We start from the raw sequence: 26,506 nt of genomic DNA on the forward strand, positions 1-26,506 counted from the left end.
ATTCTCAGTGCGCGAAGTGCCGCGAACCCGTCAGGTAGACGGTGACGCCCGCCGCCCGCGCAACGTCGATGGTCTCCTGGTCGCGCACCGATCCACCCGGGTGCACGATCGCCCGCACACCGGCCTGGATGAGTGCCTCCGGGCCGTCCGGGAACGGGAAGAAGGCGTCGGAGGCGGCGACCGAACCCTTGACCCGGTCCCCGGCCCGCTGCACCGCCAGTCCGACCGCGTCGACCCGGTTCACCTGACCCATGCCCACGCCGACGGAAGCGCCGTCGTGGGCGAGCAGGATGGCGTTGGACTTCACCGCGCGGCAGGCCCGCCAGGCGAAAGCCAGATCGGCCAGGGTCTGCTCGTCGGCGGGCTCGCCGGCGACCAGGGTCCAGTTGGCGGGATCGTCACCCTCGGCGTCGAGGATGTCGCGCTGCTGGAGCAGGGCGCCGCCGCTGATCGGCCGCAGCTCCACCCCGGCCCGGCGCGGCGGCTCGGCGACCAGGATGCGCACATTCTTCTTGCGCTGCAACACTTCCACCGCGCCGTCGGCGTAGGCCGGAGCGACGATCACCTCGGTGAAGATCTCCGCGACCTGCTGCGCCATCTCCACGGTCACCTCACGGTTGGCCGCGATGACGCCGCCGTAGGCGCTCACCGGATCGCAGGCGTGCGCCTTGCGGTGCGCCTCGGCGATATCGGCGCCCAACGCGATGCCACACGGGTTGGCGTGCTTGATGATCGCCACCGCGGGATCGGTGTGGTCGTGCGCGGCCCGCCAGGCGGCGTCGGCGTCGACGTAGTTGTTGTACGACATCTCCTTGCCGTGCAACTGCCGCGCCTGCGCCAATCCGGGGGCGCCGTCGTTGGCGGTGTAGAGCGCGGCCTCCTGATGCGGGTTCTCGCCGTAGCGCAGCACCGCGGCCCGCTCCCAGCTGCCACCGATCCAGTCCGGGAAACGCTCGGCACCGGGCGCGAGCACGCTGGTCATCCAGCTGGCCACCGCCACGTCGTAGTTCGCGGTGTGCTGGAAGGCCTTGGCCGCCAACGCCGTCCGCTCGGCCAGGGTGAAACCGCCGGCGCGCACGGCGGCGAGCACCTGCTCGTAATCGCCGCTGTCGACGACCACACCCACCGAGGGATGGTTCTTGGCCGCCGCGCGCACCATCGACGGACCGCCGATATCGATCTGCTCGACGCATTCGTCCGGCGCGGCGCCGCTGGCCACCGTCTCGGTGAACGGGTACAGGTTCACCACCACCAGCTGGAACGCCTCGACGCCCAGCTCGACCAGCTGATCGACGTGCTCGCTCTTGCGGGTGTCGGCGAGGATGCCCGCGTGTACGCGCGGGTGCAGGGTCTTGACCCGGCCGTCCAGCGTCTCCGGGAATCCGGTGAGGTCTTCGACCTTGGTCACCGGGATGCCCGCGTCGGCGATGCGGGCGGCGGTCGACCCGGTCGAGACCAGCTCCACCCCGGCCTCGTGCAGGCCGGTCGCGAGCTCCACGAGCCCGGTCTTGTCGTAGACGCTCACCAGCGCCCGGCTGATCGGCTTACGGTCGCTGGATTCACTCACCGGGAAACTCGCTCATCTGGGATTACTGCCTTTCGTCCGTCGGAGACAATGCCTCGGGTGGCGACGGCGGCGACAACCTCCGCCAGCAACCGTCGCTCGACAACCTTGATGCGCTCGTGCAGGGTGGCCTCGTCGTCATCGGGCAGCACCGTGACCGCTTCCTGGGCGAGGATCGGGCCGGTGTCGATGCCCTCGTCCACCAGGTGCACCGTCGACCCGGTGACCCGAACGCCGTAGGCGAGCGCGTCGCGGACGCCGTGGGCGCCGGGGAAGGCGGGCAGCAGCGCGGGATGGGTGTTGATGATGCGTCCGCCGAACCGCTTCAGGAACATCGGGCCGAGGATCTTCATGAAACCGGCGGAGACCACCAGATCGGGCTCGTAGGCCGCGACGGCCTCGGTCAGGGCGTGATCCCAGGCGCTGCGATCGGGGTGGTCGCCGAGCGCGACCCGGAAATGCGGGATGCCCGCGGCGTCGGCGTGCTCGGTGGCGGCGCAGGTGCGGTCCACTCCGACGGCGACGATCCGCGCCGGGTACCCGGGGGCCCGGGTGGCCTCGATGAGCGCGCGCAGCAGCGATCCGGTGCCCGAGGCGAGTACGACGACGGTGGCCGGGGCCGTTTCGGATGGGGCCGGGGAGGTCAGCGCTCTACTCCTGGAAGTCGGGTCGGACGGTGGCCGGATCGTTGCCACCGTCGTAGAGCCTAACGATCCTGGGTTCGGCTACTTTCCGGCAGGTCCGCCTCGACCACCTCGGCGTCGACGATCTCGGCGGGCGGGTCGGCCGGGCGGGCGGGCCGGCGGTCGAGTGCGGGCTGCTCGTCGATGACTTCGGCGTCGAGTTCGACCGTCAGTTCCGGGCCGTCGTCGTAGTCGTCGAACTCGTCATCGTCGTAGTCGTCGTACTCCTCGTCGAGGTAGTCCTCTGCGTCGTACTCGTCGTGGTCGTCGTAGCCGTGGTCGTCGTAGCCGAACCCGGGGATCGGGCTGCCGACGGGCGTGATGAACAGCCGGGCGAACACGAGCCCGGCATATCCGGTGACGGCCAGCAGGACGACGGTGACTACGGCGAAGGCGAGCAGATCCGGTCCGATCCGGCCGAAGGTACCCAGTTCACCGCCGGCCACCACGCCGAGCAGCACCAGCACCACCGTCGCCAGTGCAGCGCTGGTGAGCGTGGACCACGGGGCGAGCAGGCGGTCGTGCGAGGTGCGCGCAGTATCGAGACCGCCGATCACGCCGACGATCACCGGGATCAGCAGCAGCGCCGGCCACCACCCGGCCGCGGGTCCGGTAGGCAGTGCGGCGAGCACCGGCATCGCCGGCACCGGGCCGCCGACCACCGAGAACACGCCCACCGACGCGTCACCGAATTCGACGCCCGCGCCGACCAGCACGGCCACCGCGCCGATCACCACATTGGGCAGATACAGCAGCGAGAGCACCGTCAGCCCGATGACGCCGCCGGCATTGCCCGCCCCGGAATAGCTGTCGCCGATCCGCGACCAGTGCGCGAGCAGCGAGACGACGGTGACTACAGCGGCGGCGCCGAGCAGCCGCAACACGGTGTGCGCGGCGGCGTACCCGGCCGCGACCACCCAGTACGGCAGCCGGTCGACCGAGGCGGGCCAGAGCCCGGCGGCGATTCCGCAGCCCGCGGCCACCAGATGCAGGCCACCGACCCAGGCGAAGGCGGTGAGCGGATTGGGCGGCTGCATCGGCAGCACACCGGAGGCATCCTCGGTGACGGCCAGGCAGACCGCGGTGACGAGTAGTGGACCACCCACGGCCGCGGCCACCAGCCAGGCCAGATCGGCGCGGGACGGATCGGGTTCCACCGCGTGCGCGCATTCGCGTCCACAGGCCCACATCAGCAGTGCGGTGGGCAGCAGCGGCAGCACACCGAGCGTGGTGGCGCCGATGACGACAGGTACCTGATGTACGGCGAGCCAACTGCCCGCGATAGCGCCGGAGATACCGGAAAGGCCGCTGCCGGAAGCCAGCAGCGTGGCGAACATGGCGATGACGATGGCCGCGAGCCCGAACGCGGCCGGGCGGGCGGCGACGAGCATCAACACCCGCGCGCGTTCGGGGGTGAGGGACAGAAAGCCGGGCTCATCGACCGGCGGCTCCGGCTCGGATCGGACCGGTGCGGCCCGTCGGACAAGCGAATTCCGCGGGGAGCTCATGAAGATTCAGGTTGGCAGCTCTCCCGGCGCGAGCGGGTCAGGCGCGCCGGGCGCCGGGAGAGCCACGATGACAACCGTGTGGTCGCCGGATTACTTGTTGTCGTCCGAGGGACGGAACGCGCGAGTCGGGTCGGCGGCCGGATCGGCGTTCTGCTCACCGCCGAACGGCTGGCTGGGCTGACCCTGTTGCGGCTGCTGCTGACCGTACTGCTGCTGGCCGTACTGCTGCTGCTGACCACCGAACTGCTGGGTGGCGCCTTCCGACGGCGACTGCTGCTGGCCACCGGCGTACGGCGACTGCTGCTGGCCCGCACCATAACCGGGCTGCTGGCCGTAGGACTGCTGCTGCTGACCGTACTGCTGCTGACCCGGCTGCTGGCCGTACTGCTGCTGCTGGCCCGGCTGGCTGTAGGAGGGCTGCGACGGGTACTGACCGCCACCGAAACCGCCCTGGCCCGGCTGGCCCTGACCGAACTGCTGCTGGCCGTAGCCACCCTGCTGCTGGCCATACTGCTGCTGGCCGTAACCCGGCTGCTGGCCGTAGCCGGCCTGCGCCTGCTGTGCGGCCGGACGCGGTTCGGGCAGCTTGATGATGCCGGCCTCGAACAGCACGACCGCGACGGCGATGGCGGCCTGGACGAACACGAAGAACAGCAGGACCCAGGCGCCCCACTGGAGCTCGATGCCTTCGAGCTGATTGAACGACTGGAACAGCAGACCGAAGAAGCCGGCCACCGATACTGCGGCAGCCGCGCCGGTCCAGTTCTGCTTGGGCAGCAGCGACAGACCCGCCAGCAGAGCCGCGATCAGGACGATGGTGAGCAGGGGCGTGATGCCGAGCATCGAGTTGAAGGCGTTCTCGGTCTCATCCGAACCCTCACCGGTGAACAACGATCCGCCCTCTTTGGCGCCCTGGTACGGCAGGAAACCGAAGAGGAAGCTGATCACACCCAGCGCAGCCACGCCGATCGTCAGGAAGAACGGCAGCCCCTTGGCGGCGGCACCGGATTCGGTACCTGCGCCGGCCGGCGACTGGCCGGGGTTGGGGGAAGCGGAGGGCGTCGGCGCGGGCGCGTTGTACCCGGAGCCCCCGGTCGGGTATGACATGTCGTCGTCTCCTAGGTCGAGTCATACATGTGTGTTCACGACTGATTCCCTCCTGACGCTACTGCACCGGGGCGCGGAGGTCATCACCGAGCGATTCCCCTGTGGAGAGAATCGCCGCCTGTGGATAACGACGAAGGCCGCAACCGGCGAACCGGAAGCGGCCTTCGAAGATCCATATGGGGATCAAGCAGTGACGCTTGCCTTCTCCAGGATCTCGCGCGCGAGCGCGGCGGTCTCGGACGGCGTCTTGCCGACCTTCACACCCGCGGCCTCGAGCGCGTCCTTCTTCGCCTGGGCGGTGCCCGACGAACCGGAGACGATGGCGCCCGCGTGACCCATGGTCTTGCCCTCGGGGGCGGTGAAGCCCGCGACGTAGCCGACGACCGGCTTGGTCACGTTCTCCTTGATGTAGGCCGCGGCCCGCTCCTCGGCGTCGCCGCCGATCTCGCCGATCATCACGATCAGCTCGGTCTCCGGGTCCTTCTCGAACGCCTCGATGGCATCGATGTGGGTGGTGCCGATGACCGGGTCGCCGCCGATGCCGATGGAGGTCGAGAAGCCGAAATCGCGCAGCTCGTACATCATCTGGTAGGTCAGCGTGCCGGACTTGGAGACCAGGCCGATCGGGCCCTTGCCGGTGATGTTGGCCGGGGTGATGCCCACCAGCGCCTCGCCCGGGGTGATGATGCCGGGGCAGTTCGGGCCGATGATCCGGGTCTTGTTGCCCTTCTCCACGTTGTAGGCCCAGGCGTAGGCGGTGTCCTGCACCGGGATGCCCTCGGTGATGACCACCAGCAGCGGGATCTCCGCGTCGATGGCCTCGATGATGGCGTCCTTGGCGAACTTCGGCGGCACGAAGGCGATCGAGACGTCGGCCCCGGTCTCCTTCATGGCCTCGGCCACGCCACCGAAGACCGGCAGCTCTACGGCGTTGCCGTCTTTGTCGGTGTGCGAGACGGTGGTGCCCGCCTTGCGCGCGTTGACGCCACCGACGATCTGGGTGCCCGCCTTCAGCATCAGGGCGGTGTGCTTGGTGCCCTCGCCGCCGGTGATGCCCTGGACGATGACCTTGGAGTCCTTGTTGAGGAAGATAGACATGTTGTTGTCCTTACTCGGCCGTCGTTATTTGGCGGCAGCCAGTTCGGCGGCCTTGTCGGCGCCTTCGTCCATTGTCTGCGCCAGCGTCACCAGCGGGTGCGCGGCGTCGGCGAGGATCTTGCGACCCTCCTCCACGCGGTTGCCGTCCAGCCGCACGACCAGCGGCTTGTTCGCCTCCGAGCCCAGGATCTCCAGCGCCTTGACGATGCCGTTGGCCACCGCGTCACAGGCGGTGATACCACCGAAGACGTTGACGAACACGCTCTTGACCTGGGCGTCGTTCAGGATGACGTCCAGCCCGGCCGCCATCACCTCGGCCGAGGCGCCGCCACCGATGTCGAGGAAGTTGGCCGGCTTGACCCCGTCGTGCTTCTCGCCCGCGTAGGCGACCACGTCGAGGGTCGACATGACCAGACCGGCGCCGTTGCCGATGATGCCGACCTCACCGTCGAGCTTGACGTAGTTGAGGTCGTTCTCCTTGGCCTTGAGCTCCAGCGGGTCGGTCGCGTCCTTGTCCGCGAACTCCGCGTGGCCGGGCTGGCGGAAGTCGGCGTTCTCGTCCAGGGTGACCTTGCCGTCGAGGGCGAGGATCTCGTCCTGCGGGGTGCGCACCAGCGGGTTGACCTCGACCAGGGTGGCGTCTTCGGCGACGAAGACCTCCCACAGCTTCTGGATGGTCACGGCCGCGGCGTCGAGCACCTCGGCGGGCAGGTGGCCCTGCTCGGCGATGGAACGCGCGAAGGCCAGGTCGACACCCTTGACGGCGTCGACCGGAACCTTGGCCAGGCGGTCGGGCTTGGTGGCCGCGACCTCTTCGATCTCCATGCCGCCCTCGACCGAGCACATGGCCAGGTAGGTGCGGTTGGAGCGATCCAGCAGGAAGGAGATGTAGTACTCCTCCGCGATGTCCTTGGCTTCGGCGACAAGGATCTTCTTGGTGATGTGGCCCTTGATGTCGAGGCCGAGAATGTTCGACGCGTGCGTGAAGGCGTCTTCCGGGGTGGCGGCGTACTTCACGCCGCCTGCCTTGCCACGGCCGCCGACCTTCACCTGGGACTTGATCATCACCGGCTTGCCGATTTCCTGCGCGATGGCGCGGGCATCCTCGGCCGTGTCCGTCACGCGGCCCTCCGACGAAGGCACTCCGTGCTTAACGAAGAGCTCCTTCGCCTGATATTCGAAGAGATCCATGTATTCACCGTCTCGTCTGCGTTGCTATGACAACGTCTTTGTTGGCGGCCCGACGTCGGAAGCGGGTCGGGTCGGACTCTAACCAGTCACATGGAAGGCCAATCGGCCACGTACATCCTAAGTGGCGCAGGTCACGGCCGAACCCCCGGGACGGGCAAAACCGCTGGCCAAGGCTACTGGCGAGTAGCTTGTTGACGAGTCACCGGAGGCCTGCTCGCACGGTATCCGGCCCGCGGATCACGGACCCGTCACGACCAGGCAACCTCACTCCGGTGCCCAGAAACGCGTGAGTTGAATCGAGCTGTTATCGTGATCCATCTCACAACTGTGGCCGGAATGTGCACACCGCTTGCGCAGTGCGCAATCGTTTCGTTACCGTCGATGCGGTCGATATCACAACCCGGTCACGACTCCGTTGTTCCAGGTGATGAGGAGGACGGCAAGCTTGACGCACCACAGCACTCCGTCGTTGGAGAGCCGTTCCACGATCGACCCGTCGATGCCGCCCCCGTCCGGGCCGGGCACGCGCGCGAGATCCATCCGCATCGTGATGCGGGCTCGCCGATGAACCACCGCACGACCCTCGACCCCACTCGCAGCCGGTCGGGTCACCGATACCGCCACGAAGACGGCCCCGCGAACGCCCCGGCGAACGGCGGCCACTACGGCTTCCACACCGCCCCCGCCGCGCACACCGCGAGCGAAGCCGACAACTCCTGGTCCGCCGATCACGCCTGGCAGGACAACGCCTCCTGGTCCGACGGCGATGCCTGGGCCGAAAGCGACAACAACGGCTGGACGCCCGAATGGTCCGAGCAGAGCTGGACCGAGGGCGAGACCTGGTCCGACGGCGGCGCCTGGAGCGGTGGCGGCGAGGCCTGGCGCGAGGACGACGAGCCCGCCGAGGAATCCGCCGAACCGGCCGCGCCGAAGGTCATCCCCGCCCGCGAGAGCCGCTCCCGCAGCGGCGGCGCGCACCGACTACCCGCCCCGCCCTCGGCGCTCAAGGGCCGCGCCGCGGTCGCCGCGGTCGCCGCCGGCGCCTTCGTCGCCGCCGGCCAGTGCGCCTTCGCCAGCCCCGAAGAACAGACCATGGCGGCCGACTACGAGGCCGACCAGATCTACGAGATCGCCTCGCATTCGCCGATGAACGCGGGCGACCCTGCCGCCGCGGCTACCTCGCCGGATTCACCGCAGGTACTCACCGTCGGCGCGCCGGTGGATCTGAGCCAGTTCACCGACATCCTGGAAAAGGGCCAGAAGTACGCCGAAGACTTGGCCGCCCAGGAAGCCGCCAAGATGCGGCCGCTGTTCGCCCGGTTCGCGGCCGGCAACTTCACTTCCGGCTTCGGCGCCCGCTGGGGTGTGCAGCACCTCGGCATCGATGTGGCGGGCCCGATCGGCACCCCCATCTACGCCGTCGCCGACGGCACCGTCATCGAAGCGGGTCCCGCCGCCGGATTCGGTATGTGGGTGCGGCTGCTGCACGACGACGGCACCGTCACCATCTACGGCCACATCGACACCGCCACCGTGTCGCAGGGCGATCGGGTACTGGCCGGCGATCAGATCGCCACCATGGGCAACCGCGGCTTCTCCACCGGTCCGCACGTGCATTTCGAGGTCTGGCTCAACGGCACCGACAAGGTCGATCCGCTCCCCTGGCTCGCCACCCGCGGCATCAGCCTGGGCCAGATGCGCGACTGACCGCACCCCCATAACGGATCGACACGCGACAGATGTCTGTGGCGCAGGCCGATTCCGGTCGACGCACGCCGCGGTGATCAAGCGCACGCTTCCGCAGCACGGGTGCGCCGCATAACGTCGGGCCATGGCTCGTACAACGACGTACACCCAAGTCCTCGCGCTACCCGCCGCAGACATCTGGCGCGTACTCGGCGACCCCCAGCGGCTGCCCGAGTGGAACCCCGCCGTCACCTCGGTCGTCATGCACGGGCCTGTCCAGGCCGGAGCCACCGGTGACATCGTCCCGCGCGGACGGCTGCTCGGCCCCGTGCATCAGCGCAGCGCCGACCCGTTCGTCCTCACCACGGTGATCCCCGACCGCGAGCTGATCCTCGAGCAGGACACGCCGATGGGGCGGATGTATCTCACCTGGACCCTCACTCCCGTCCCCGGCGGAACCGAACTGGCGCAACGGCTCACCTTCACCGGACCGTCCGCGTCCGCGGTGCGCGCGATCATTGGCAACCTGGTGGAGAACGACGCGCGGGTGTGCTTCGCCCGGCTGGCGATGCTCGCCGGAATCACCCAGGCACCCGATGCCCTGACCGCCGTCATCGCGGGCGGCTCCGGCGCGCTGGGCCGCCACATCGCCGCCGACCTGGTGTGCCGCGGACAGCGCGTCGTCGTCCTCACCCGCCGCCACGACCCGGAATCGCCCTTCCCGCAGCGGGAATGGGACGGCAGAACCGTCGGCGACTGGGCCGATGCGCTGGTGAATCCCGGGCCGACCGCCGTCATCAATCTGGCGGGCAAGCTGGTCGACTGCCGTCCGACCGCCGAGAACATCGCCGAACTCCGGCGCAGCCGAGTCGAACCCACTCGCGCACTGGTCGCCGCCGCGGCCGGACTCGACGCGCCGATCGCCTATTGGATCCAGGCCAGTACCACCGCCATCTGGTCCGATGCGGGCGAAACCCGATGCACCGAAACCACTCCGCTGCCGACCGGTGCCGCCGCCCTCCCACAGATGACCGGCGTGGCGGCCGCGTGGGAAGAGGCCATCGACGGCGCGAAGGCCACCCACCGCACCGTCCTGCGCACCTCCATCGTGCTGGATTCGCAAGCCCCCGCGCTGAAACGCCTGACCCAGCTGACCCGCGCCGGGCTCGGTGGGCGGATCGGTGCGGGCAAGCAGTGGTTCAGCTGGATCCACATCGAGGACTGGCTCGCCATCGTCCGCGCAGCACTCGGGCTCGATCCCGAGGTGCGGCTGCCGGACGGAATCCTGGTGGCGGCCACCGACTTCCCGGTACGCAACCGCGACCTCATGACGACGCTGCGCAGGCACCTGCACCGGCCACCCGCTCTGCCGACCCCGACGACGCTGCTGGCCCTCGGCGCCGTGGTGCTGCGCACCGATCCGGCGCTCGGACTCACCGGCCGGCACGCGACGTCGGCAGTGTTGCGCGAGACGGGTTTCCGGTTCCGCTACCCGACCCTCGACGACGCTCTCAGCGACCTGCTGCCGAACTGACCAGCGCGGGGAGGCGGGCTCGCGCAGCGCCATCGGAAGGCCGCGCCACCCGCACGCAGCGCCACGTCTTCACCGCGGTCCGAGGCGTGCAATGTCGCGCCAACCGCCTGCCGGCAGCGGCGGTCACCCGGCGCTACAAGCAGGCAGCCCCCATGCGTCACTTGCTCTGCGCCCTCGCCGTACTCACCGCCACGGCCTACACCCGCGCGAACGCCAGGCGTCAGAGCTTGACCAAAGTCCGGCTGAACTGCGGGATCAGCCGGATCTTGCCTGCGGTACCGAAGTCGATGGTGACCGTGGCCAGTGGACCGACACCGTCGGCGGCGACGACCCGGCCGAGGCCGTACTTGTCATCGCTGACCCGGTCGCCCACCGCGAGCACGAGATCGACGTTATTGCGTTTGACGCCCGCGCTGCGCGGCGCGGGCCGCCGATCCCGCATGCCCGGGCGTGGCTCCGACCAGCCTTCGGTCCAGTCGCGTTCCCCGTCATCGTCGCCGCGCCGACGTCCACCGCGCATCCCACCGGAACTCTTGGGCTCCAGTCGTTTCCAGTCGATCAGGTGGCCCGGGATCTCCTGGAGGAACCGTGATTCCGGATTGGAGACCGGCTGCCCCCAGCCCGAACGCACCACCGCGCGGCTCAGATACAGCCGGCGCCGGGCCCGGGTGATGCCGACGTAGGCGAGGCGCCGCTCCTCGGCCAGTTCGGCCGGATCGCCGAGCGCGCGCATATGCGGGAACTGGCCGTCTTCCCAGCCGGTGACGAAGACGACGGGAAACTCCAGGCCCTTGGCGGTGTGCAGGGTCATCATGGTGACCACGCCCGAACCCTCGTCCGGGATCTGGTCGGTATCGGCGACCAGCGACACCCGCTCCAGGAAGGCGGCCAGCGAACCGGGTTCGGGTTCGCCGTCGGCGGCCTCGGGCAGCAGGCCCTCCGCGCGCGCGGCCTCGGCATTGTTGTGCGCCTCGGAGCTGAATTCCCGTGCGACGCTGACCAGCTCGTTGAGGTTGTCGAGCCGGGCGCCGTCCTGCGGGTCGTCGGAGGCTTCCAGCTCGGCGCGGTAGCCGGTGCGGTCGAGCACTGCCTCCACCACATTGCCGACATCCGGGAAGTCGGCGTCCGGGCGGTGACCGGCAGCGCGGATTTCCTCCAAGAGGTCCAGGAACCCGGCGATGGCGCGCTGGGCGCGGGTGTTCAGCAGCGCGACCTTGCCGTCGGCGGCATCGCGCAAGGCGGCGGCGAAACCGATATCGCGCTGCTCGGCGTGCACTGCCACGCAGGCTTCGGCGCGATCGCCGATGCCGCGCCGGGGGGTGTTGAGGATGCGGCGCAGGCTCACCGCGTCGTCGGGGTTCTCCAGGACCCGCAGGTAGGCCACGACATCGCGGACTTCCTTGCGCTCGTAGAACCGCACCCCGCCGACCACCTTGTAGGGCAGGCCCATCCGGATGAAGATCTCTTCCAGCGCGCGCGAATTGTTGTTGGTGCGGTAGAACACCGCCACATCGCCGTAGCCGGCCTCGCCCGCGTCGACCAGCCGATCGATCTCGCGCGCCACGAACGACGCTTCATCGTGTTCGTTGTCGGCGACGTAGCCGGTGATCAGATCGCCCTCACCGGAATCGGTCCACAGCCGCTTGTCCCGCCTGCCCTCGTTGCGGGCGATCACCGCGTTCGCGGCGGACAGGATGTGCTGGGTGGAGCGGTAGTTCTGCTCCAGCAGAATGGTCTCGGCATCGGGGAAGTCGCGCTCGAACTCCTCGATATTGCGGATGGTGGCGCCGCGGAAGGCATAGATGGACTGGTCGGCGTCACCGACGACGCACAGTTCGCTCGGCGGCACCCGGTGCTGGTCGTCGTCGGACCACTCCTCCTCCGGCCCGGCGGCCGCGGCCGCACCGGCGGCGGCATCGGCGTCACCGGCGGCGTCGGCGGGCGGACGGCTCGCGTGATGGCCCACCAGCTCACGGACCAGGATGTACTGGGCGTGGTTGGTGTCCTGGTACTCGTCGACCAGCACATGCCGGAAGCGCCTGCGGTAGTACTCGGCGACCTGCGGATGGTTTTGCAGCAGCGCGACCGTCTCACCGATCAGATCGTCGAAATCCAGCGCGTTCGCCGCGCGCAACCTGCGCTGGTACTCGGTGTAGACCCGGGCCACCAGGCCCGGCAGCTCGGCCTCCTCGGATTCGGCGTCGGCGCTGGCCTTGGCCGGATCGATGAGTTCGTTCTTCAGGTTCGAGATGGCGGTGGCGAGCAGGCGCGCGGAGTACTTCTTGGTGTCGATATCCAGATCGCGGCTGATCATGGTGAGCAGGCGACGGGAATCGTCGGCGTCGTAGATCGAGAAGTTCGAATTGAGCCCGGGCAGCAGCGCCGACTGCATGCGCAGGATGCGCACACAGCTGGAGTGGAAGGTGGAGACCCACATATTGTTCGCCCGCGGACCGACCAGCCCGATGACCCGCTCGCGCATCTCCGCGGCGGCCTTGTTGGTGAAGGTGATGGCCAGGATCTGGCCCGGCGTGGCGCCGCGCGCGGCGAGCAGATAGGCGATGCGTCTGGTGAGCACGGCCGTTTTGCCGGAGCCGGCGCCCGCGACGATCAACAGCGGCGCCCCGGTGTGCACCACGGCGGCGCGCTGCTGCGGATTGAGGCCCTCGAGCAATCGCTCGGTCTCCTCGGCCTGCCGCTGCTCTTGGTCGGCACGACGCTGGGCGGCCTCGCTGCGACGCTGCTGCTGCTCGGCGGTGAGACGCTGTTGCTGGGCCCGTAGACCGCCCTGGGCGGGCGCAGCAGCGGACGCCGCGCCTTCGGGTGCCTGCGGCGTGTGCGCAGCCTGGGGCGCGGTCTGGGCCTGCGGCGAGGTGCCGGAACGCGGTTCGGGTTCGGGCCGGCGACCGCCGTGCGTCTCGGGAGCCAAGGTGCTGTCCATCGTCTGTCCACGCTACCGGCGCGCACCGACAGAGTTGAACTCCTGCCGGGCCGGGCGAGCTCCGGGTGAGCAATGGGCCAACAACCGGTGAACAGCCCCAGGTAGCCGTGGCCGGAAAGCTGTGAACACGTTCTCAGCAGATTCACAAACGTAACCGTTTTGCATACCTTTCGACCCGTGGCAGACTGGCCACATGGTCAGGGCTACCGCGCGACGTCCTTTTCGGATGTCCCCCGCACACGGGTATCGCGGACTTTGCACCTGAGCGCCCCCACTGGGGAGACAATGCTGGGGGGACAATGCAAGGTCCACCAGGTCTGTTTCACGGTGAAAGAACCGATCGGTAACGCGCTGCCCGCGTCGACCGATCCACGTTCTGACACGAGGAGATGAATGATGAGCACCCCTGCCACGACGACCGGGTCCGAATCGGCTCTGCCTCATACCGAGGCGGAGATCGAAAAACTCCGCAAGGAGATCGACCGGCTCGATGCCGAGATCCTCGCGGCGATCAAGCGCCGGACCGAGATCTCGCGGATCATCGGCCGTACCCGAATGGCGTCCGGCGGGCCGCGCCTTGTGCACAGCCGTGAGATGAAGGTGTTGGAGCGCTTCAGCGAGCTGGGCCAGGAAGGCCACACCCTCGCGATGCTGTTGCTGCGGCTCGGCCGCGGCCGCCTCGGCCACTGACTCCCCGCCCGCACACCGGCGCTGCTGCGCCAGGGTAGGCGGGCGTATCAAGCTTTCGCGACGGTCGCGAGATCGTCGCTTCCCCCATGGCCGCCCCGGGTGTTCCCACCCCGGGGCGGTCGTCTCGTTTCCCGGGCCTTCCGCTAGGCCAGCGCGATGTACTTGGTGGACAGGTATTCCTCGATGCCCTCGGTGCCGCCCTCGCGCCCGAAGCCGGACGCCTTCACCCCGCCGAACGGGGCCGCGGGATCGGAGATCACGCCCCGGTTGATCCCGACCATACCGCTCTCCAGCCCCTCGGCCACCCGCAGGGCCCGGTCCAGATCCCGTGTGTACACGTAGCTGACCAGGCCGAACTCGGTGTCGTTGGCCGCGGCCAAGCCTTCGTCCTCGGTATCGAAGGTGACGATCGGCGCCACCGGGCCGAACACCTCCTCGCGCAGGATCCTGGCCTCGGCCGGGATGTCGGTGAGGATGGTCGCCGGGTAGAACCAGCCCGGACCGTCCGGCTCCTTACCACCGAGGCGCACGGTGGCGCCCGCGTGCACGGCGTCGTCGACCAGCTCACGGACGGTGTTGCGCTGGTCCTCGTTGATCAGCGGGCCCAGGGTGGTGTCCGGATCGGTGCCGGGTCCGAGGACGACCGACTCGGTCATCGCCTCGATCAGTTTGGTGGTGAATTCCTCGGCGACGCCGCGCTGGACGTGGAAGCGGTTGGCCGCGGTGCACGCCTCACCGCCATTGCGCAGCTTGGCCAGCATCGCGCCCTGCACGGCGGCATCGACGTCGGCGTCGTCGAACACCACGAACGGTGCGTTGCCGCCCAATTCCATCGAGGTGCGCAGCAGGCCGTGCGCCGACTGCTCGACCAGCTTGCGGCCCACCTCGGTGGAGCCGGTGAAGGTCAGCTTGCGCAGCCGCGGGTCCTGCAACAGCGGTCCGGTGACGGCGCCGGAACGTTTGGTGGTGATCACCGAGAGCACACCGTCGGGCAGGCCGGCCTCGCGGCACAGCTTGGCCAGCAGCAGCATCGTCAGCGGGGTCTCGGAGGCCGGTTTGACGATGATGGTGCAGCCGGCGGCGAGCGCGGGACCGATCTTGCGGGTGCCCATGGCCAGCGGGAAATTCCACGGCGTGATCGCCAGGCACGGCCCGACCGGCTGTTTGTGCACCATGATCCGGCCGGTGCCCGACGGCGCGTGCAGGTAGCGGCCGTGCACCCGCACCGCCTCCTCGCTGAACCAGCGGAAGAATTCGGCGCCGTAACGCACTTCGTTGCGGCTCTCGGGCAGCGCCTTGCCCATTTCCAGGGTCATCAGCAGCGCGAACTCCTCGGCCCGCGCGGTGAGTTGTTCGAAGACCGCCCGCAGGATCTCGCCGCGTTCGCGGGCGGGGGTGGCGGCCCAGTCGGCCTGCGCCGCGACGGCGGCGTCGAGGGCCCGCATCGCGTCTTCGGGACTGGCGTCGGCGACGTGGGTCAGCACCTGACCGTCGGCCGGGTTGTAGACCGGGAAGGTGGCGCCGCCGGTGGCGTCGGCTCCTGCGCCGATCCACAGCTGAGTGGGTACGGATTCGAGTACTTCGCGTTCGGAGGCCATGAGCCAAGGTTAGGCCCGCGCCGCCGGGCTTCGGCGCCGTTCGCGTGCACGCGCGCGAGGCGGCTACTACGCTCGGCGGACGTGAGCAGCGACATCACCGCATCGGCGGCCTGGCAGAAACTGCACGACCACCACAGCGCTGTTTCCGGCCGGACGCTACGCGAATTCTTCGCCGAGGATCCCGCCCGCGGCCGCGAGCTGACGGTGACGGCGGGGGATCTGCACATCGACTACAGCAAGCACCGCATCAACCGGGAAACCCTGCAACTGCTGGTCGAATTGGCGCGCGAGGCGGGCGTCGAGGAGCGTCGCGACCGGATGTATCGCGGCGAGCACATCAATACCTCCGAAGATCGCGCCGTCGGCCATATCGCGCTGCGCCTGCCCGCGGGCAGCTCGCTGCAACTCGACGGCGCCGACGCGGGCGCGCAGGTGCACGAGGTGCTCACGCGGATGGGCGCGTTCGCCGATCAGGTGCGGTCCGGGCAGTGGCGCGGGGCCACCGGCGAGCGCATCGCGACCGTGGTGAACATCGGCATCGGCGGTTCGGATCTCGGCCCGGTGATGGTGCATCAGGCGCTGCGCCACTTCGCCGTCGGCGAGACGCCCGAGACCAGCATCGGGGCCCGTTTCGTCTCCAACGTCGATCCTGCCGATCTGGTGTCGACCCTCGATGGGCTCGATCCGGCCACCACGCTGTTCGTGGTCGCCTCCAAGACCTTCTCCACGCTGGAGACGCTCACCAATGCGACCGCGGCCCGGCGCTGGCTGGTCGACGCGCTGGGTGAGGACGCGGTGGCCAAGCATTTCGTCGCGGTGTCGACCAATGCCGAGCGGGTGGCCGAGTTCGGCATCGACACCGCCAACATGTTCGGCTTCTGGGACTGGGTCGGCGGCCGGTACTCGGTGGATTCGGCGATCGGGTTGTCGGTGATGATCACCATCGGCAAGCAGCGCTTCGCGGAGTTCCTCGCGGGCATGCACAGCATCGACGAGCATTTCGCCGCCGCCCCACTGCAGCACAATGCGCCGGTGCTGCTCGGCCTGCTCGGGGTGTGGTACGCGAACTTCTTCGGCGCGGAATCGCGTGCGGTGCTGCCGTATTCGAACGATCTCGCGCGCTTCCCGGCCTATCTGCAGCAGCTGACCATGGAATCCAACGGCAAGTCGGTCCGTGCCGACGGCACCCCGGTCACCACCTCGACCGGCGAGATCTTCTGGGGTGAGCCGGGCACCAACGGCCAGCATGCCTTCTACCAGCTGCTGCACCAGGGCACCCGGCTCATCCCGGCCGACTTCATCGGATTCGCCCGCCCCACCGACGATCTGCCGACCCGCGACGGCACCGGCAGTATGCACGACATCCTGATGAGCAACCTGTTCGCCCAGACCAAGGTGCTGGCCTTCGGCAAGACCGCCGAGGAGGTCGCCGCCGACGGCACCGACCCGAAGCTGGTGCCGCACAAGGTGATGCCCGGCAACCGGCCGAGCACCACCATCCTCGCGCCGCAGCTCACGCCGTCGGTGCTGGGTCAGCTGATCGCGCTCTACGAGCACCAGGTGTTCGTCGAGGGCACCATCTGGGGCATCGACAGCTTCGACCAGTGGGGCGTGGAGCTCGGTAAGCAGCAGGCACTCGCGCTGGCACCGCTGCTGACCTCGGCCGAAGAGCCACAGTCGCAGGGGGATTCGTCGACCGATGAGCTCATTCGGTGGTACCGCGATCACCGGTGATCTTCGAATCGGGGTCCTGGGCATGCCCCCGAGACAGTACGAGGTCGGCACGGTGACTGGCCCGCCACCGTTTGAATGACGCCGCCCCGGGGCATTGGACCCCGAGACGGCGTCGGCTTCATGGGGTGGGCACGGTAAGCGGCACGCGGTCCTCTGCGCGGCGCCAACTCAGTGCGATGACGATCGCTGCGATTGCCGCCAGCGCCGCGCTCGCCCACAAGGCCGCCACGACCGAACCGCTGATCGCGATGACGACGCCCGCGACGGCGGGTCCACCCGCGGCCCCGATATTGAACGCGGTGGTGGCGAAGGCTCCGTTGAGTAGGGGCGCGGCCGGCGCCGCGGCGGTGACGATGCGGCCGATCAGCGTGGATCCGACCGCGAACGACACGGCGCCGACGATCACCGTCAGGACGAGCAGCACGGGCAGCACTCGTGCGGTGAGTGCGGTGACGATCCAGATCAGCGGCAGCACCGCGGTGCCGGCCCCGATCACGACGCGCGAATGCCGGTCGGCGTAGCGGCCGGCGGTGCTCACGCCCACGAACGAGCCGATGCCGAACAAGGCCAGCACCACCGGCACCCAGGCCTGGCCCGCGCCGCCGATGTCGGTGGCGACGACGGCGAGGTAGGTGAAGCCCGCGAAGGTCGCCGCGTTCACCAGGGCACCCACCAGCATGACGAGCCGGACGGCAGGCTGCCGGAGAGCCCGCAGTTCATCGCGCACCCGCGGGCGCTCGGCCGAGTTGGCGCGCTGCTGCTGTCCGGGAACCAGTGACCAGGTCGCGGCGAGGATGGGTGTGCCGGCCAGCACCACCGCCCAGAAGGCCGACTGCCAGCCGAAGGTCGATCCGAGAACCGCGCCCGCGGGAACACCCGCGATGCACGCAAGAGTCACGCCGGACAGGATGAGCGAGGTGGCCCGGCCGACCCGATCCGCGCCGACCAGCGCGGGCAATGCAGCCAGCGCGACAGCCAGGAATCCGGCATTGGCCACCGCAGCCACCAGCCTGGTGCCGAGCAGCACACCGAAATCGCTGGTCAGCGCGCCGACGATATGGACGGTGAGGAACAGCGCGAGAAAACCGGCCAGCGAATACCGGACCGGCCAGCGACCGGCGGTCACCGCCATCACCGGCGCACCGATGATCATCCCCACCGCGAACAGTGAGGTCAGCAGCCCGGCCGAACCGATCGGCACATCGAGATCGCCGGCGATGGGCTCGAGTAGGCCGGACAGCATGAATTCCGAGGTGCCCTGGACGAATACCGCTGCGGCCAGGACGAATACGACAAGAGGCACGAGAAGACTCCGTGAGTGTGATGACCGGATCCGCCGGCGAGCAAGGCTCACCGACGGAAAGGACTGCGGAGGAGCCGGCCTGATCTCGGCAGTGCGCTGTGGGCACACACGAAACCGGTGACGACCGAGCCGTCACCGCCTGTCGGTACACCACGACGCCATCTGGCAGATCGGCCAGATGGCTAGCGTCTGGAGGCCTCCGGGGACATCACGGGCGACACGGTAGCAGGGCCGGTCGAGGGTGTGCGATGGGATTTCCGGGTCGGGATGTGAGCGGCCGGACGGAGGACGCTCGTTACCAGGTGCGCAGCGAAAGGCCGAGGCGACCGGCGGTGACTTCGGCGAGCCGGTGCAGCGCGGGCGAATTCGGGATGAGTTCGGGGGTGAGGCTGACCAGTGCCAGCGTGTAGGTGTCGCGGTCCCGGGACAGGTATCCGGACAGGCGGGTGCGTGGGCGGCGGGCGAAGGTCAGGTCCGGGTGGATGGCGCGGGCGGCGATGGCGGTGCACTCGTGCGGGCCGAAGGTGTGCAGGCTCGGGGGCAGGGTGCCGATATTGGAGCAGAGGATGTCACGTTCGCCCGCACCCCGGGACATGGCGTAGGCCAGGCGATCCGGGACCAGCTGCAACGTTTCCTCGGGGAGGCCGGCGGGGCTGGTCATCCGACGCTCATAAGCCGCACGGGCCTTCGCTCGGATGGCGCCGGGTGAATCGGCCCGGGTGACGGTGATCGCCGTCATCGCGAGATCGTTGTCGACCCGCGGTTCATCCCTGGTGTCGACCGGCAGCGCAGCCTCGATCGTCGCCCCGGGAAACCCGCTGGCCCACAACATGTTCGCGACGAACCAGACGAACAGGCTGTTGGCTGTCCCCGCGGAGGCGGCTGCGGCGCGATCCCAGTCGGCGGCGGGGAAGCGCAGCACGGCACCGACGGTTGGCATTCGAGGGGTGCGCGGATCGGTGGTGCGCGAGTCCCCAGTGCGCGGGTCGGTGGCGAGCGGGTCGGTAGTGCGCGTTGCGTTTCTCACTCGCGACGACGATCGGCGCAGCCCGGTTCCGAATGCGGCGGTGGTTCCACCGAGCACAGTCAGTAGTTGTTCCCATGCGTCGGCCCAGTCGGACCGGGGCACGGCATTCAACGCGGCTGCAGGCCGGCGTCGGCCATGGTGTCGCTGCTCAGAGGTGTGGGGGTGCCCGGTCGGGGCCGGCGGGTTGGGGGCCAGGGTGGAGGTGGCGCTGGGCGACTGATGCACGGCCGGCGGTCGGGTGGGGGCGGCGCCGGAACCTGCGGCTGCGGTCAGCGCCGTATCGACGGCGATGATCAGGCCACGAGCGTCGGCCAGGACGTGGGAGCAGGTCAGGGCGATGACGGTGCCGCCGTCATCGAGCGGGGCGGAGGATAAGCGCCAGCCTGGTGCGTATTCCGGGTCCAGGTCGGCACCGAGGGTGTCGGCCCAGCCGAGCACGTCGCTTGCGGCGATCTCACCGTGCAGGTCGAGCGGATGCGCACGCACGGTCGGGCGCCAGGACCGGCGTGCGCCCGGCACCCGCGCACGCACCACCCGACGGCCGAGCGGACCACGGCGCAGCCGGGCGTGCAAATCCTCCAGTAACTCCACCTCGATTCGGTCGCGCGTCCGCCAGAGCCCTTGCAGGGCAATGGGAGTGCCGAGTCCACGGTGGGTGCGCAGGAAGATCTCGTCGACGACGGTGAGCCGTGCCGGAACGCCCCCGCGCGCACTCATCGCGTCATCGGAACTCGCCGTGCCGGCGGGCCGGCGTATTCGACTCTGACGCTCATGTGACCGACCATACGGCCTGGCACCCCCTTGTGTGAAGAAGTGAATTCGTGCTTCACTTCTTGCGTGGTGTACCGCAGAACCCCGGCCGTACAGGCCCGGCTCGATGCGCAGTCCGCACTGATCGTGCAGGCCGCGACCCGAGTGCTGTCCCGCGACGGCTTCGCCGGTCTGTCCATGGCGGCCGTCGCCGCCGAGGCCGGCGTGGCCACCGGCACGGTGTACAAACACTTCGACGGCAAGGCCGATCTCGTCACCGGGGTCTTCCGCAAGGTCGTCAGCCGCGAGGTCGAGGCCGTCGCAGCCGCGGGCTCCCATGGCGATGCCGCGCAGCGGGTCAGCGCCGCCGTCGAGACCTTCGCCGTGCGCGCGCTCAAGAACCCGAAACTCGCCTACGTCCTGCTGGCCGAACCCGTCGACGCCGCGGTCGACGCCGAACGACTCCGGTTCCGCCGCGCCTTCGCCGAGACCTTCGAATCCGCGGTCGCCGAGGGCGTCGCGCGGGGCGAACTCCCGGCCCAGGACGCCCGTCTCAGCGCCGCCGCCATGGTCGGCGCCATCGGCGAGGTGCTGGTCGGGCCGCTCGCGCACGCACCGCAGACCGAATCGGTCGTCCCCGAGCTGGTGTCCTTCGCGCTGCGCGCCCTCGGCGTCCGCCGGGATGCGCGCCCGGATACCAGCTGGCCGGCCGCCACTATCTCCACCCCCGCACCCACCGCCGGTCCGGTCGTCTTCGATGCGGCGCCCGGCACGCACCCACCCGTCCCCGATCCAGCTTCCGCCGATGGCATGGCGACCATGCCGATGCCCGCGATCACCCACCCAGGAGCGCACGATGCAGACGCATGAAGTCTTCAACCAGGTCCCGCCGATCGTCCCGTTCGACTTCTCCCGCAACCCGGCCCTGATCGAGGGCCTGCACCGGGAAGGCGCGGGCTGGGCCGAGGCGGAGGTGCGTGAGCTGGGCGAGCTCGCCGGTACGGCCCGTGCCCAGGAATGGGGCCGGCTGGCCAATGAGCACCCGCCGGTGCTACACACCCACGACCGCTACGGCCACCGCATCGACGAGGTCGAGTTCCATCCGTACTGGCACGAGCTGATGAACGTCGCGGTCACGCACGGCCTGCACGGCGCACCATGGCAGGATGAACGACCCGGCGCGCACACCGCGCGGGCGGCGAAGTTCTACACCTGGGGTTCGGCCGAAGCGGGCCACATGTGCCCGATCTCGATGACGTACGCCGTGGTCCCGGCACTGCGCAACAATCCCGAACTCGCCGCGAAGTACGAACCGCTGCTCGGTTCGCGCACCTACGATTTCGGCCTGCGCGAGCCGTCCAGCAAGGCCGGTCTCATCGCGGGCATGTCGATGACGGAGAAGCAAGGCGGCTCCGACGTCCGGGCGAACACCACCACCGCCACCCCGCAGCCGGACGGCTCCTACCGGATCGTCGGGCACAAGTGGTTCACCTCCGCGCCCATGTCGGACATGTTCCTCACCTTGGCGCAGGCACCCGGCGGGCTGTCGTGTTTCCTGCTGCCGCGCGTACTGCCCGACGGCACCCGCAATCCCATCCGCATCCAGCGGCTCAAGGACAAACTGGGCAACAAGTCCAACGCCTCCTCTGAGATCGAATACGAGAACGCCACCGGCTGGCTGGTCGGCGCGGAGGGCGCCGGCGTCAAAACCATCATCGAGATGGTGAACATGACCAGGCTCGACTGCGTGATCGGTTCGGCCACCGGGATGCGGGCCGGCGCGATGTACGCGGTGCATCATGCGCGTCATCGGGAAGCGTTCGGCGCCAAGCTGATCGACCAGCCTGCCATGGCGAACGTGCTGGCCGACCTGGTGATCGAATCCGAGGCGGCGACCACCGTGATGATGCGGCTGGCCGGCGCCACCGACCGCGCGAGCAGCGATCCGGCCGAGGCCGCGCTACGGCGGATCGCGCTGGCGGTCACCAAGTACTGGGTGTGCAAGCGGGCGCCCTCGCATGCGGCGGAGGCGCTGGAATGCTTCGGCGGCAACGGTTATGCCGAGGAGTCCGGCATGCCGCGGCTGTACCGGGAGGCGCCGCTGATGTCGATCTGGGAAGGCTCGGGCAATGTCGCCGCGCTCGATGCCCTGCGCGCCATGGGACGTCAGCCGGAAACCGTCGAGGCCTACTTCAACGAGGTGAACCTGGCCCGTGGCGAGAACCCCCGCCTCGACGACGCCATCGACCGCATCGGCAAGGAACTGTCCGACCTCAGCGATATCGAATACCGCGCCCGCCGCGTGGTCGAGCTGATGGCGCTGGTCCTGCAGGGTGCGCAATTGGTGCGGCACGGTCATTCCGCCGTCGCGGACGCCTTCTGCGCCACCCGGCTGGGCGACGACTGGGGCATCGCGTTCGGCACCCTGCCCACCGGGGTCGATACTGCCTCCATCATCGAGCGCGCCTTCGTCTGACCGGTGCCGGTACCGTCACGCCGGTGACCGAGAATTCGGAGACAAGCGTCGAGGTGCTGGCCGAGCGGGTACTGGCCCGAGCCGAACAACGGACGGGCCGGTACCTGCTCGGCATCGCCGGCCCGCCCGGCGCCGGTAAGTCGACGTTGGCGGCGGCATTGCGGGCGGCCGTCGACGTCGTGGCCGGATCGCGGGTCGCCGAGCTAGCGCCCATGGATGGCTACCACCTGCCCAATGCGCAGCTGCGTGCCCTCGGACGGCTGGCAGGCAAAGGTGAACCCGACACCTTCGACGCGACCGGCTTCGTCGACGGCCTGAACCGATTGCGGCGCACCCCGCTCGGCGAGCCCGTGCCGTGGCCGACCTTCGACCGCGCCACCGACGAACCCACGCCGGGCGGCATCGTCGTCACCGACCAGCGGATCGTCATCACCGAAGGCAACTACCTGCTGCTCGACGACGGCCCGTGGTCGAAGGTCCGGCCGCAACTGGACGAGTGCTGGTACCTGACCGCCGACCGGCACACCCGCATCGAGCGGCTACTGCACCGTCACCTGCGCGGCGGACGCGACCACTCCGCGGCCCAAGCCAAAGTGCACGACAGCGATATGGCCAATGCGGACCTGGTGGGTCCAACCGCCCGGCACGCCGACCTGCTCCTGTACGAACGCAACTCGCGCTACTACCTCAGCTGACCGGCAGCTCGACGGACCAGCTGCCCACCACCGGCCGCATTTCGCCAATGTTTGGCGTGTATCCCCGCCCACAACACGTCCTCGGTCGATCATGGACCGATGACGGAGACCGCGCGGCCCTCCAAGCGAGCGCACGCCCTACGCAATATCGCCACGGTCGTGTGCGCGCTCCTGCTGTACTACTTCGTGCCCGTCGGCTACGACTTCGCCGACGACTGGCCGGGACGAATCCTCACCCTGCTCGCCTTCGCCGCCGGGGTGATCGGGTTGGGCTGGCTCGGCTATCGGCGCATCTCGCAGTACATCGCCGCGATGGAGGACACCACCCGGCGCATCGATGGGCTACTGCTGCTGGTGTCGGTGGTCGTGGTGTTCTTCGCGCTCTTCTACTACGTGCTCGATCAACGCGACCCGGGCCAATTCGACGGCATCGAGACCCGCACCGACGCGCTGTACTACACGGTGTCCACTCTGGCGACCGTCGGTTACGGCGATATTCATGCCGTTGGCCAGGTCGCACGCGTCGCGAGCACCGTGCAGATGCTGTTCGACCTCGTGGTGATCGGGACCGTGGTGGCGGTGCTGACCACGAGCATCACCCGGCGGTTGGAGGCACGGCATGCCACCGGCCCAGACGCGAATTAACCTGGTGCCATGCCGGATTCCGCCGAGTACGAACAGATCGCGGCGGTGAGCGCGCACGGTGTCGCGCCCGCCGCGCCCGAGGACGTCAGCGCCGCCTTGTCCGGACTCGCCTTCGCTCAGCCGGATTGGCGGGCGGTGCAGCGCTGGGACACCGAGGACGGCACCGCGACGCCGGGTCCGAGGTCCGGCGCAGATACCGGCGGTTCCCACACCTGACGCGTCGGCAGCACACCGGCCCACACCCCGCCCGCCGCGATATCGCCGGCGTCGTCGTTGGGTCCGCCCGCACGCATCTTCACCGACGCCTCGGTGAGTTCGAGCGCGAGCACGGCGGTCGCGGCCAGTTCCTTCTTGTTCGGCGGCCGAACCCGATCCCAGGAGCCCGGCGCCGCATGCTCGACGATCACCCGCAGCCCGTGCAGCCGCTGCTGCGGATCGGTGACCTCGACGGCCCGGCCGAGCACCACCGCCGACCGGAAGTTCATCGAGAAGTGCATGGCCGAGCGCGCGTAGACCACACCGTCCACGAGCGTGACGGCCACCGATACGTCATGTTCCAGTGCCGCCCGCAGATTGCCCGCACCGGTGGATCCGTGCAGGTAGAGCAGGTTTCCATCGCGGCCGTAGGCGGTGGGCAGCACGACCGGAGTGCCGCCGAGCAGTACGCCCAGGTGGCAGATGAGTCCGGCGTCGAGCACCGCGTGCAGCTCGGCGCGGTCGGTCCTGGCCCGATCCTTGAGCCGGGTGGGCGTGCTGCGCGGGGTGGGCGAGAGCGGGGGCAGGAGCAGGGCGTTGTCGGTCATGGTTTCACCATGCCGGGCACTAGTGGCATCCTAGAATAGCCAATTCTCAACGACTTCGAAAGGCCACTTGCCCGCCATGTCCGACGTGATCGCCGAGTTGCTGGAACTCGATCGCACCGGCAGCGCGCCGCTGTCGGTGCAACTGGCCGACGGATTGCGACGGGCGGCGACCTCCGGCGCCCTGCGGGGCGGGGACCGGCTGCCGTCGTCGCGGTCGCTGGCGGCCCAGCTCGCCGTCAGCCGGACCGTGGTCGCCGCCGCCTACGACCAACTGCATGCCGAAGGCTGGCTCAGCGGCCGGCGCGGATCCGGCACCTACCTCACTGCCGCACCCGCCTCCGCACAGCACGACACCGCCGCGGCACCCGCACCCGCCGACACCGACGACCTGCTCGATCTGCGCCCGGGCGCGCCGTGTGTTCGCGCACTCGACCGCGCCGCCTGGCGCCGGGCTTGGCGAGCGGCCGCCGAACGGGAGCCGGTGGTGCGCAAGGAACGCGCGGGCGAGCCACGGTATCTCTCGGCGGTCACCGACCATCTGCTGCGTCATCGCGGGTTGAGCGCGGCAGGTGGAACCGCGATCCTGGCAACCTCCGGCACGAGTGCGGCGGTGAACGAAATCGCCTGTGCGGTATTGCGCCCTGGCGACAGCGTTGCGATGGAGGATCCCGGCTATCAACGCGCGGTCGGAGCTTTCCGAGCCGCCGGCGTGCAGGTGGTGCCGGTACCGGTGGACGGCGAGGGCCTGCTCGTCGATGCGCTGCCACGAGGGGTCAGCGCCGTGTATTGCACTCCGGCGCACCAGTTTCCGCTCGGCGAGCGGATGACGGCGCGGCGGCGCGTACAGCTGGTCGATTACGCGCGTGCCAACGACGCCCTGATCATCGAGGACGACTACGACGGCGAATTGCGTTACGACACCGCGCCGCTGCCGCTACTGGCCGCCATGGCGCCCGACGTCGTCGTCCATCTCGGCACCACCAGCAAGATCCTCTCCCCCACCCTCGGCGCGGGCTGGCTGGTCGCCGCGCCCGAGATCACCGACGCCGTGCTCGCCTACCGGGAACAGATCGGCAGCACACCCAGCCCCGCCGGCCAGCTGGTCCTGGCCGAGTTGGCCGCACACGGCGACCTGGCCCGGCATCTGCGCCGACTCCGCCGCGTCATGCCACCGCGACGAGCATTCGCCGTCGGCGAACTCACCCGCCGCGGCCTGAGCATCCGCGGCGACGACGCCGGCTCCCACCTGGTGATCCCCCTGCCCAGCGCCGAGGCCGAGCAGCACGCCGTCGCCGAGGCCGCTCGTCGCGGGGTAGCCCTGGACGCCCTCGCCCGCCACCACATCGGCCCGGCCCGCACCTTCGGTGTAGCCCTGGGCTATTCGGCCCTCTCCGACGACGGACTCGCCACCGCAATCCCGATCGCCGCAGAAAGCCTCGCCCAGGCCGTCGCATGATCGCCTGACACCGGCGC

General features: G+C 69.4%; 20 protein-coding genes and 1 pseudogene. 9 read left to right on the forward strand and 12 right to left on the reverse strand.

Annotation, left to right across the window (positions count from 1 at the left end; all coding sequences use genetic code 11):
* Positions 1-4 precede the first annotated feature (4 nt).
* The 7 genes from purH to NOCYR_RS29460 all read right to left on the reverse strand — a co-directional run bounded on the left by purH (position 5) and on the right by NOCYR_RS29460 (position 7,724).
* On the reverse strand, positions 5-1,567 hold the full coding sequence (purH, locus tag NOCYR_RS23755) for a bifunctional phosphoribosylaminoimidazolecarboxamide formyltransferase/IMP cyclohydrolase (protein ID WP_014352960.1): 1,563 nt from the start codon (positions 1,565-1,567) through the stop codon (positions 5-7).
* The gene (gene purN / locus NOCYR_RS23760) at positions 1,564-2,259 is read right to left on the reverse strand and encodes a phosphoribosylglycinamide formyltransferase (protein ID WP_014352961.1); all 696 of its coding nucleotides are present in this window, start codon (positions 2,257-2,259) and stop codon (positions 1,564-1,566) included. Before purN ends, purH begins: the two co-directional genes overlap by 4 nt.
* Before the next feature lie 11 nt (positions 2,260-2,270).
* Positions 2,271-3,755: a DUF6350 family protein gene (locus tag NOCYR_RS29455; protein WP_014352962.1), complete on the reverse strand. Its 1,485-nt coding sequence runs from the start codon at positions 3,753-3,755 to the stop codon at positions 2,271-2,273.
* A 90-nt stretch (positions 3,756-3,845) separates the two neighbouring features.
* A complete protein-coding gene (locus tag NOCYR_RS23770; protein WP_014352963.1) occupies positions 3,846-4,862 on the reverse strand; it encodes a DUF5336 domain-containing protein in 1,017 nt (338 codons plus the stop codon).
* 183 nt (positions 4,863-5,045) lie between these two features.
* Positions 5,046-5,960 carry a succinate--CoA ligase subunit alpha gene (gene sucD, locus NOCYR_RS23775; RefSeq protein WP_014352964.1) on the reverse strand — a complete coding sequence of 305 codons (915 nt, stop codon included), beginning with the start codon at positions 5,958-5,960 and terminating at the stop codon, positions 5,046-5,048.
* 24 nt (positions 5,961-5,984) lie between these two features.
* Complete coding sequence (gene sucC / locus NOCYR_RS23780) at positions 5,985-7,151, reverse strand: ADP-forming succinate--CoA ligase subunit beta (protein ID WP_014352965.1); 1,167 nt, start codon at positions 7,149-7,151, stop codon at positions 5,985-5,987.
* A gap of 393 nt (positions 7,152-7,544) precedes the next feature.
* Positions 7,545-7,724, reverse strand: a complete 180-nt coding sequence (locus tag NOCYR_RS29460; protein WP_148280745.1) for a hypothetical protein — start codon at positions 7,722-7,724, stop codon at positions 7,545-7,547.
* On the opposite strand from NOCYR_RS29460, the gene NOCYR_RS23785 reads away from it, so the two are divergent.
* Positions 7,716-8,858, forward strand: a complete 1,143-nt coding sequence (locus NOCYR_RS23785) for a M23 family metallopeptidase (protein WP_014352966.1) — start codon at positions 7,716-7,718, stop codon at positions 8,856-8,858. The genes NOCYR_RS29460 and NOCYR_RS23785 overlap by 9 nt on opposite strands.
* A 124-nt stretch (positions 8,859-8,982) precedes the next feature.
* Complete coding sequence (locus tag NOCYR_RS23790) at positions 8,983-10,371, forward strand: DUF1731 domain-containing protein (RefSeq protein WP_014352967.1); 1,389 nt, start codon at positions 8,983-8,985, stop codon at positions 10,369-10,371.
* Positions 10,372-10,591: 220 nt separating this feature from the next.
* On the opposite strand, the gene NOCYR_RS23795 is transcribed toward NOCYR_RS23790, so the two are convergent.
* Positions 10,592-13,312 carry a UvrD-helicase domain-containing protein gene (locus NOCYR_RS23795; protein WP_014352968.1) on the reverse strand — a complete coding sequence of 907 codons (2,721 nt, stop codon included), beginning with the start codon at positions 13,310-13,312 and terminating at the stop codon, positions 10,592-10,594.
* Between the two features lie 396 nt (positions 13,313-13,708).
* On the opposite strand from NOCYR_RS23795, the gene NOCYR_RS23800 reads away from it, so the two are divergent.
* Positions 13,709-14,002, forward strand: a complete 294-nt coding sequence (locus tag NOCYR_RS23800; RefSeq protein ID WP_081505625.1) for a chorismate mutase — start codon at positions 13,709-13,711, stop codon at positions 14,000-14,002.
* Positions 14,003-14,145: 143 nt separating this feature from the next.
* On the opposite strand, the gene NOCYR_RS23805 is transcribed toward NOCYR_RS23800, so the two are convergent.
* Positions 14,146-15,600, reverse strand: a complete 1,455-nt coding sequence (locus NOCYR_RS23805) for an NAD-dependent succinate-semialdehyde dehydrogenase (RefSeq protein WP_014352970.1) — start codon at positions 15,598-15,600, stop codon at positions 14,146-14,148.
* 81 nt (positions 15,601-15,681) lie between these two features.
* Here NOCYR_RS23805 and pgi point away from each other — a divergent pair, with 81 nt between their 5' ends.
* Positions 15,682-17,334 carry a glucose-6-phosphate isomerase gene (gene pgi / locus NOCYR_RS23810; RefSeq protein WP_014352971.1) on the forward strand — a complete coding sequence of 551 codons (1,653 nt, stop codon included), beginning with the start codon at positions 15,682-15,684 and terminating at the stop codon, positions 17,332-17,334.
* 118 nt (positions 17,335-17,452) lie between these two features.
* On the opposite strand, the gene NOCYR_RS23815 is transcribed toward pgi, so the two are convergent.
* Complete coding sequence (locus NOCYR_RS23815; protein WP_014352972.1) at positions 17,453-18,637, reverse strand: Cmx/CmrA family chloramphenicol efflux MFS transporter; 1,185 nt, start codon at positions 18,635-18,637, stop codon at positions 17,453-17,455.
* Positions 18,638-18,932: 295 nt separating this feature from the next.
* Complete coding sequence (locus NOCYR_RS23820; RefSeq protein ID WP_014352973.1) at positions 18,933-20,381, reverse strand: hypothetical protein; 1,449 nt, start codon at positions 20,379-20,381, stop codon at positions 18,933-18,935.
* 120 nt (positions 20,382-20,501) lie between these two features.
* On the opposite strand from NOCYR_RS23820, the pseudogene NOCYR_RS23825 reads away from it, so the two are divergent.
* The 4 genes and pseudogenes from NOCYR_RS23825 to NOCYR_RS23840 form a co-directional block, all read left to right on the forward strand.
* Positions 20,502-21,092 (forward strand): annotated as a pseudogene (locus NOCYR_RS23825) (TetR/AcrR family transcriptional regulator); the annotation flags it as partial.
* Positions 21,093-21,270: 178 nt separating this feature from the next.
* Positions 21,271-22,890, forward strand: coding sequence for an acyl-CoA dehydrogenase family protein (locus NOCYR_RS23830; RefSeq protein WP_014352975.1), 1,620 nt, complete (start codon positions 21,271-21,273; stop codon positions 22,888-22,890).
* Positions 22,891-22,913: 23 nt separating this feature from the next.
* On the forward strand, positions 22,914-23,585 hold the full coding sequence (locus NOCYR_RS23835) for a nucleoside/nucleotide kinase family protein (RefSeq protein ID WP_014352976.1): 672 nt from the start codon (positions 22,914-22,916) through the stop codon (positions 23,583-23,585).
* A gap of 99 nt (positions 23,586-23,684) precedes the next feature.
* Positions 23,685-24,230, forward strand: a complete 546-nt coding sequence (locus NOCYR_RS23840) for a potassium channel family protein (protein ID WP_014352977.1) — start codon at positions 23,685-23,687, stop codon at positions 24,228-24,230.
* Between the two features lie 116 nt (positions 24,231-24,346).
* Here the strand turns inward: NOCYR_RS23840 and NOCYR_RS23845 are convergent, their stop codons facing one another.
* Positions 24,347-25,033, reverse strand: coding sequence for a pyridoxamine 5'-phosphate oxidase family protein (locus NOCYR_RS23845; RefSeq protein ID WP_014352979.1), 687 nt, complete (start codon positions 25,031-25,033; stop codon positions 24,347-24,349).
* Between the two features lie 76 nt (positions 25,034-25,109).
* On the opposite strand from NOCYR_RS23845, the gene NOCYR_RS23850 reads away from it, so the two are divergent.
* Entirely contained in the window at positions 25,110-26,489 is a 1,380-nt protein-coding gene (locus tag NOCYR_RS23850) for a PLP-dependent aminotransferase family protein (protein WP_014352980.1), read from the forward strand.
* Positions 26,490-26,506 lie beyond the last annotated feature (17 nt).

The organism is Nocardia cyriacigeorgica GUH-2, assembly GCF_000284035.1.
GTDB classification, from domain to species: Bacteria; Actinomycetota; Actinomycetes; order Mycobacteriales; family Mycobacteriaceae; genus Nocardia; species Nocardia cyriacigeorgica_B.

What these genes read in the sequence shown, in the direction of transcription:
- NOCYR_RS29455 (WP_014352962.1), bottom strand. Translation starts at nt 3,755, where the DNA reads ATGAGCTCCCCGCGGAATTCGCTTGTCCGACGGGCCGCACCGGTCCGA.
- NOCYR_RS23770 (WP_014352963.1), bottom strand. Translation starts at nt 4,862, where the DNA reads ATGTCATACCCGACCGGGGGCTCCGGGTACAACGCGCCCGCGCCGACG.
- sucD (WP_014352964.1), bottom strand. Translation starts at nt 5,960, where the DNA reads ATGTCTATCTTCCTCAACAAGGACTCCAAGGTCATCGTCCAGGGCATC.
- sucC (WP_014352965.1), bottom strand. Translation starts at nt 7,151, where the DNA reads ATGGATCTCTTCGAATATCAGGCGAAGGAGCTCTTCGTTAAGCACGGA.
- NOCYR_RS23785 (WP_014352966.1), top strand. Translation starts at nt 7,716, where the DNA reads ATGAACCACCGCACGACCCTCGACCCCACTCGCAGCCGGTCGGGTCAC.
- NOCYR_RS23790 (WP_014352967.1), top strand. Translation starts at nt 8,983, where the DNA reads ATGGCTCGTACAACGACGTACACCCAAGTCCTCGCGCTACCCGCCGCA.
- NOCYR_RS23795 (WP_014352968.1), bottom strand. Translation starts at nt 13,312, where the DNA reads ATGGACAGCACCTTGGCTCCCGAGACGCACGGCGGTCGCCGGCCCGAA.
- NOCYR_RS23800 (WP_081505625.1), top strand. Translation starts at nt 13,709, where the DNA reads ATGAGCACCCCTGCCACGACGACCGGGTCCGAATCGGCTCTGCCTCAT.
- NOCYR_RS23805 (WP_014352970.1), bottom strand. Translation starts at nt 15,600, where the DNA reads ATGGCCTCCGAACGCGAAGTACTCGAATCCGTACCCACTCAGCTGTGG.
- NOCYR_RS23820 (WP_014352973.1), bottom strand. Translation starts at nt 20,381, where the DNA reads ATGAGTGCGCGCGGGGGCGTTCCGGCACGGCTCACCGTCGTCGACGAG.
- NOCYR_RS23830 (WP_014352975.1), top strand. Translation starts at nt 21,271, where the DNA reads ATGCAGACGCATGAAGTCTTCAACCAGGTCCCGCCGATCGTCCCGTTC.
- NOCYR_RS23840 (WP_014352977.1), top strand. Translation starts at nt 23,685, where the DNA reads ATGACGGAGACCGCGCGGCCCTCCAAGCGAGCGCACGCCCTACGCAAT.
- NOCYR_RS23845 (WP_014352979.1), bottom strand. Translation starts at nt 25,033, where the DNA reads ATGACCGACAACGCCCTGCTCCTGCCCCCGCTCTCGCCCACCCCGCGC.
- NOCYR_RS23850 (WP_014352980.1), top strand. Translation starts at nt 25,110, where the DNA reads ATGTCCGACGTGATCGCCGAGTTGCTGGAACTCGATCGCACCGGCAGC.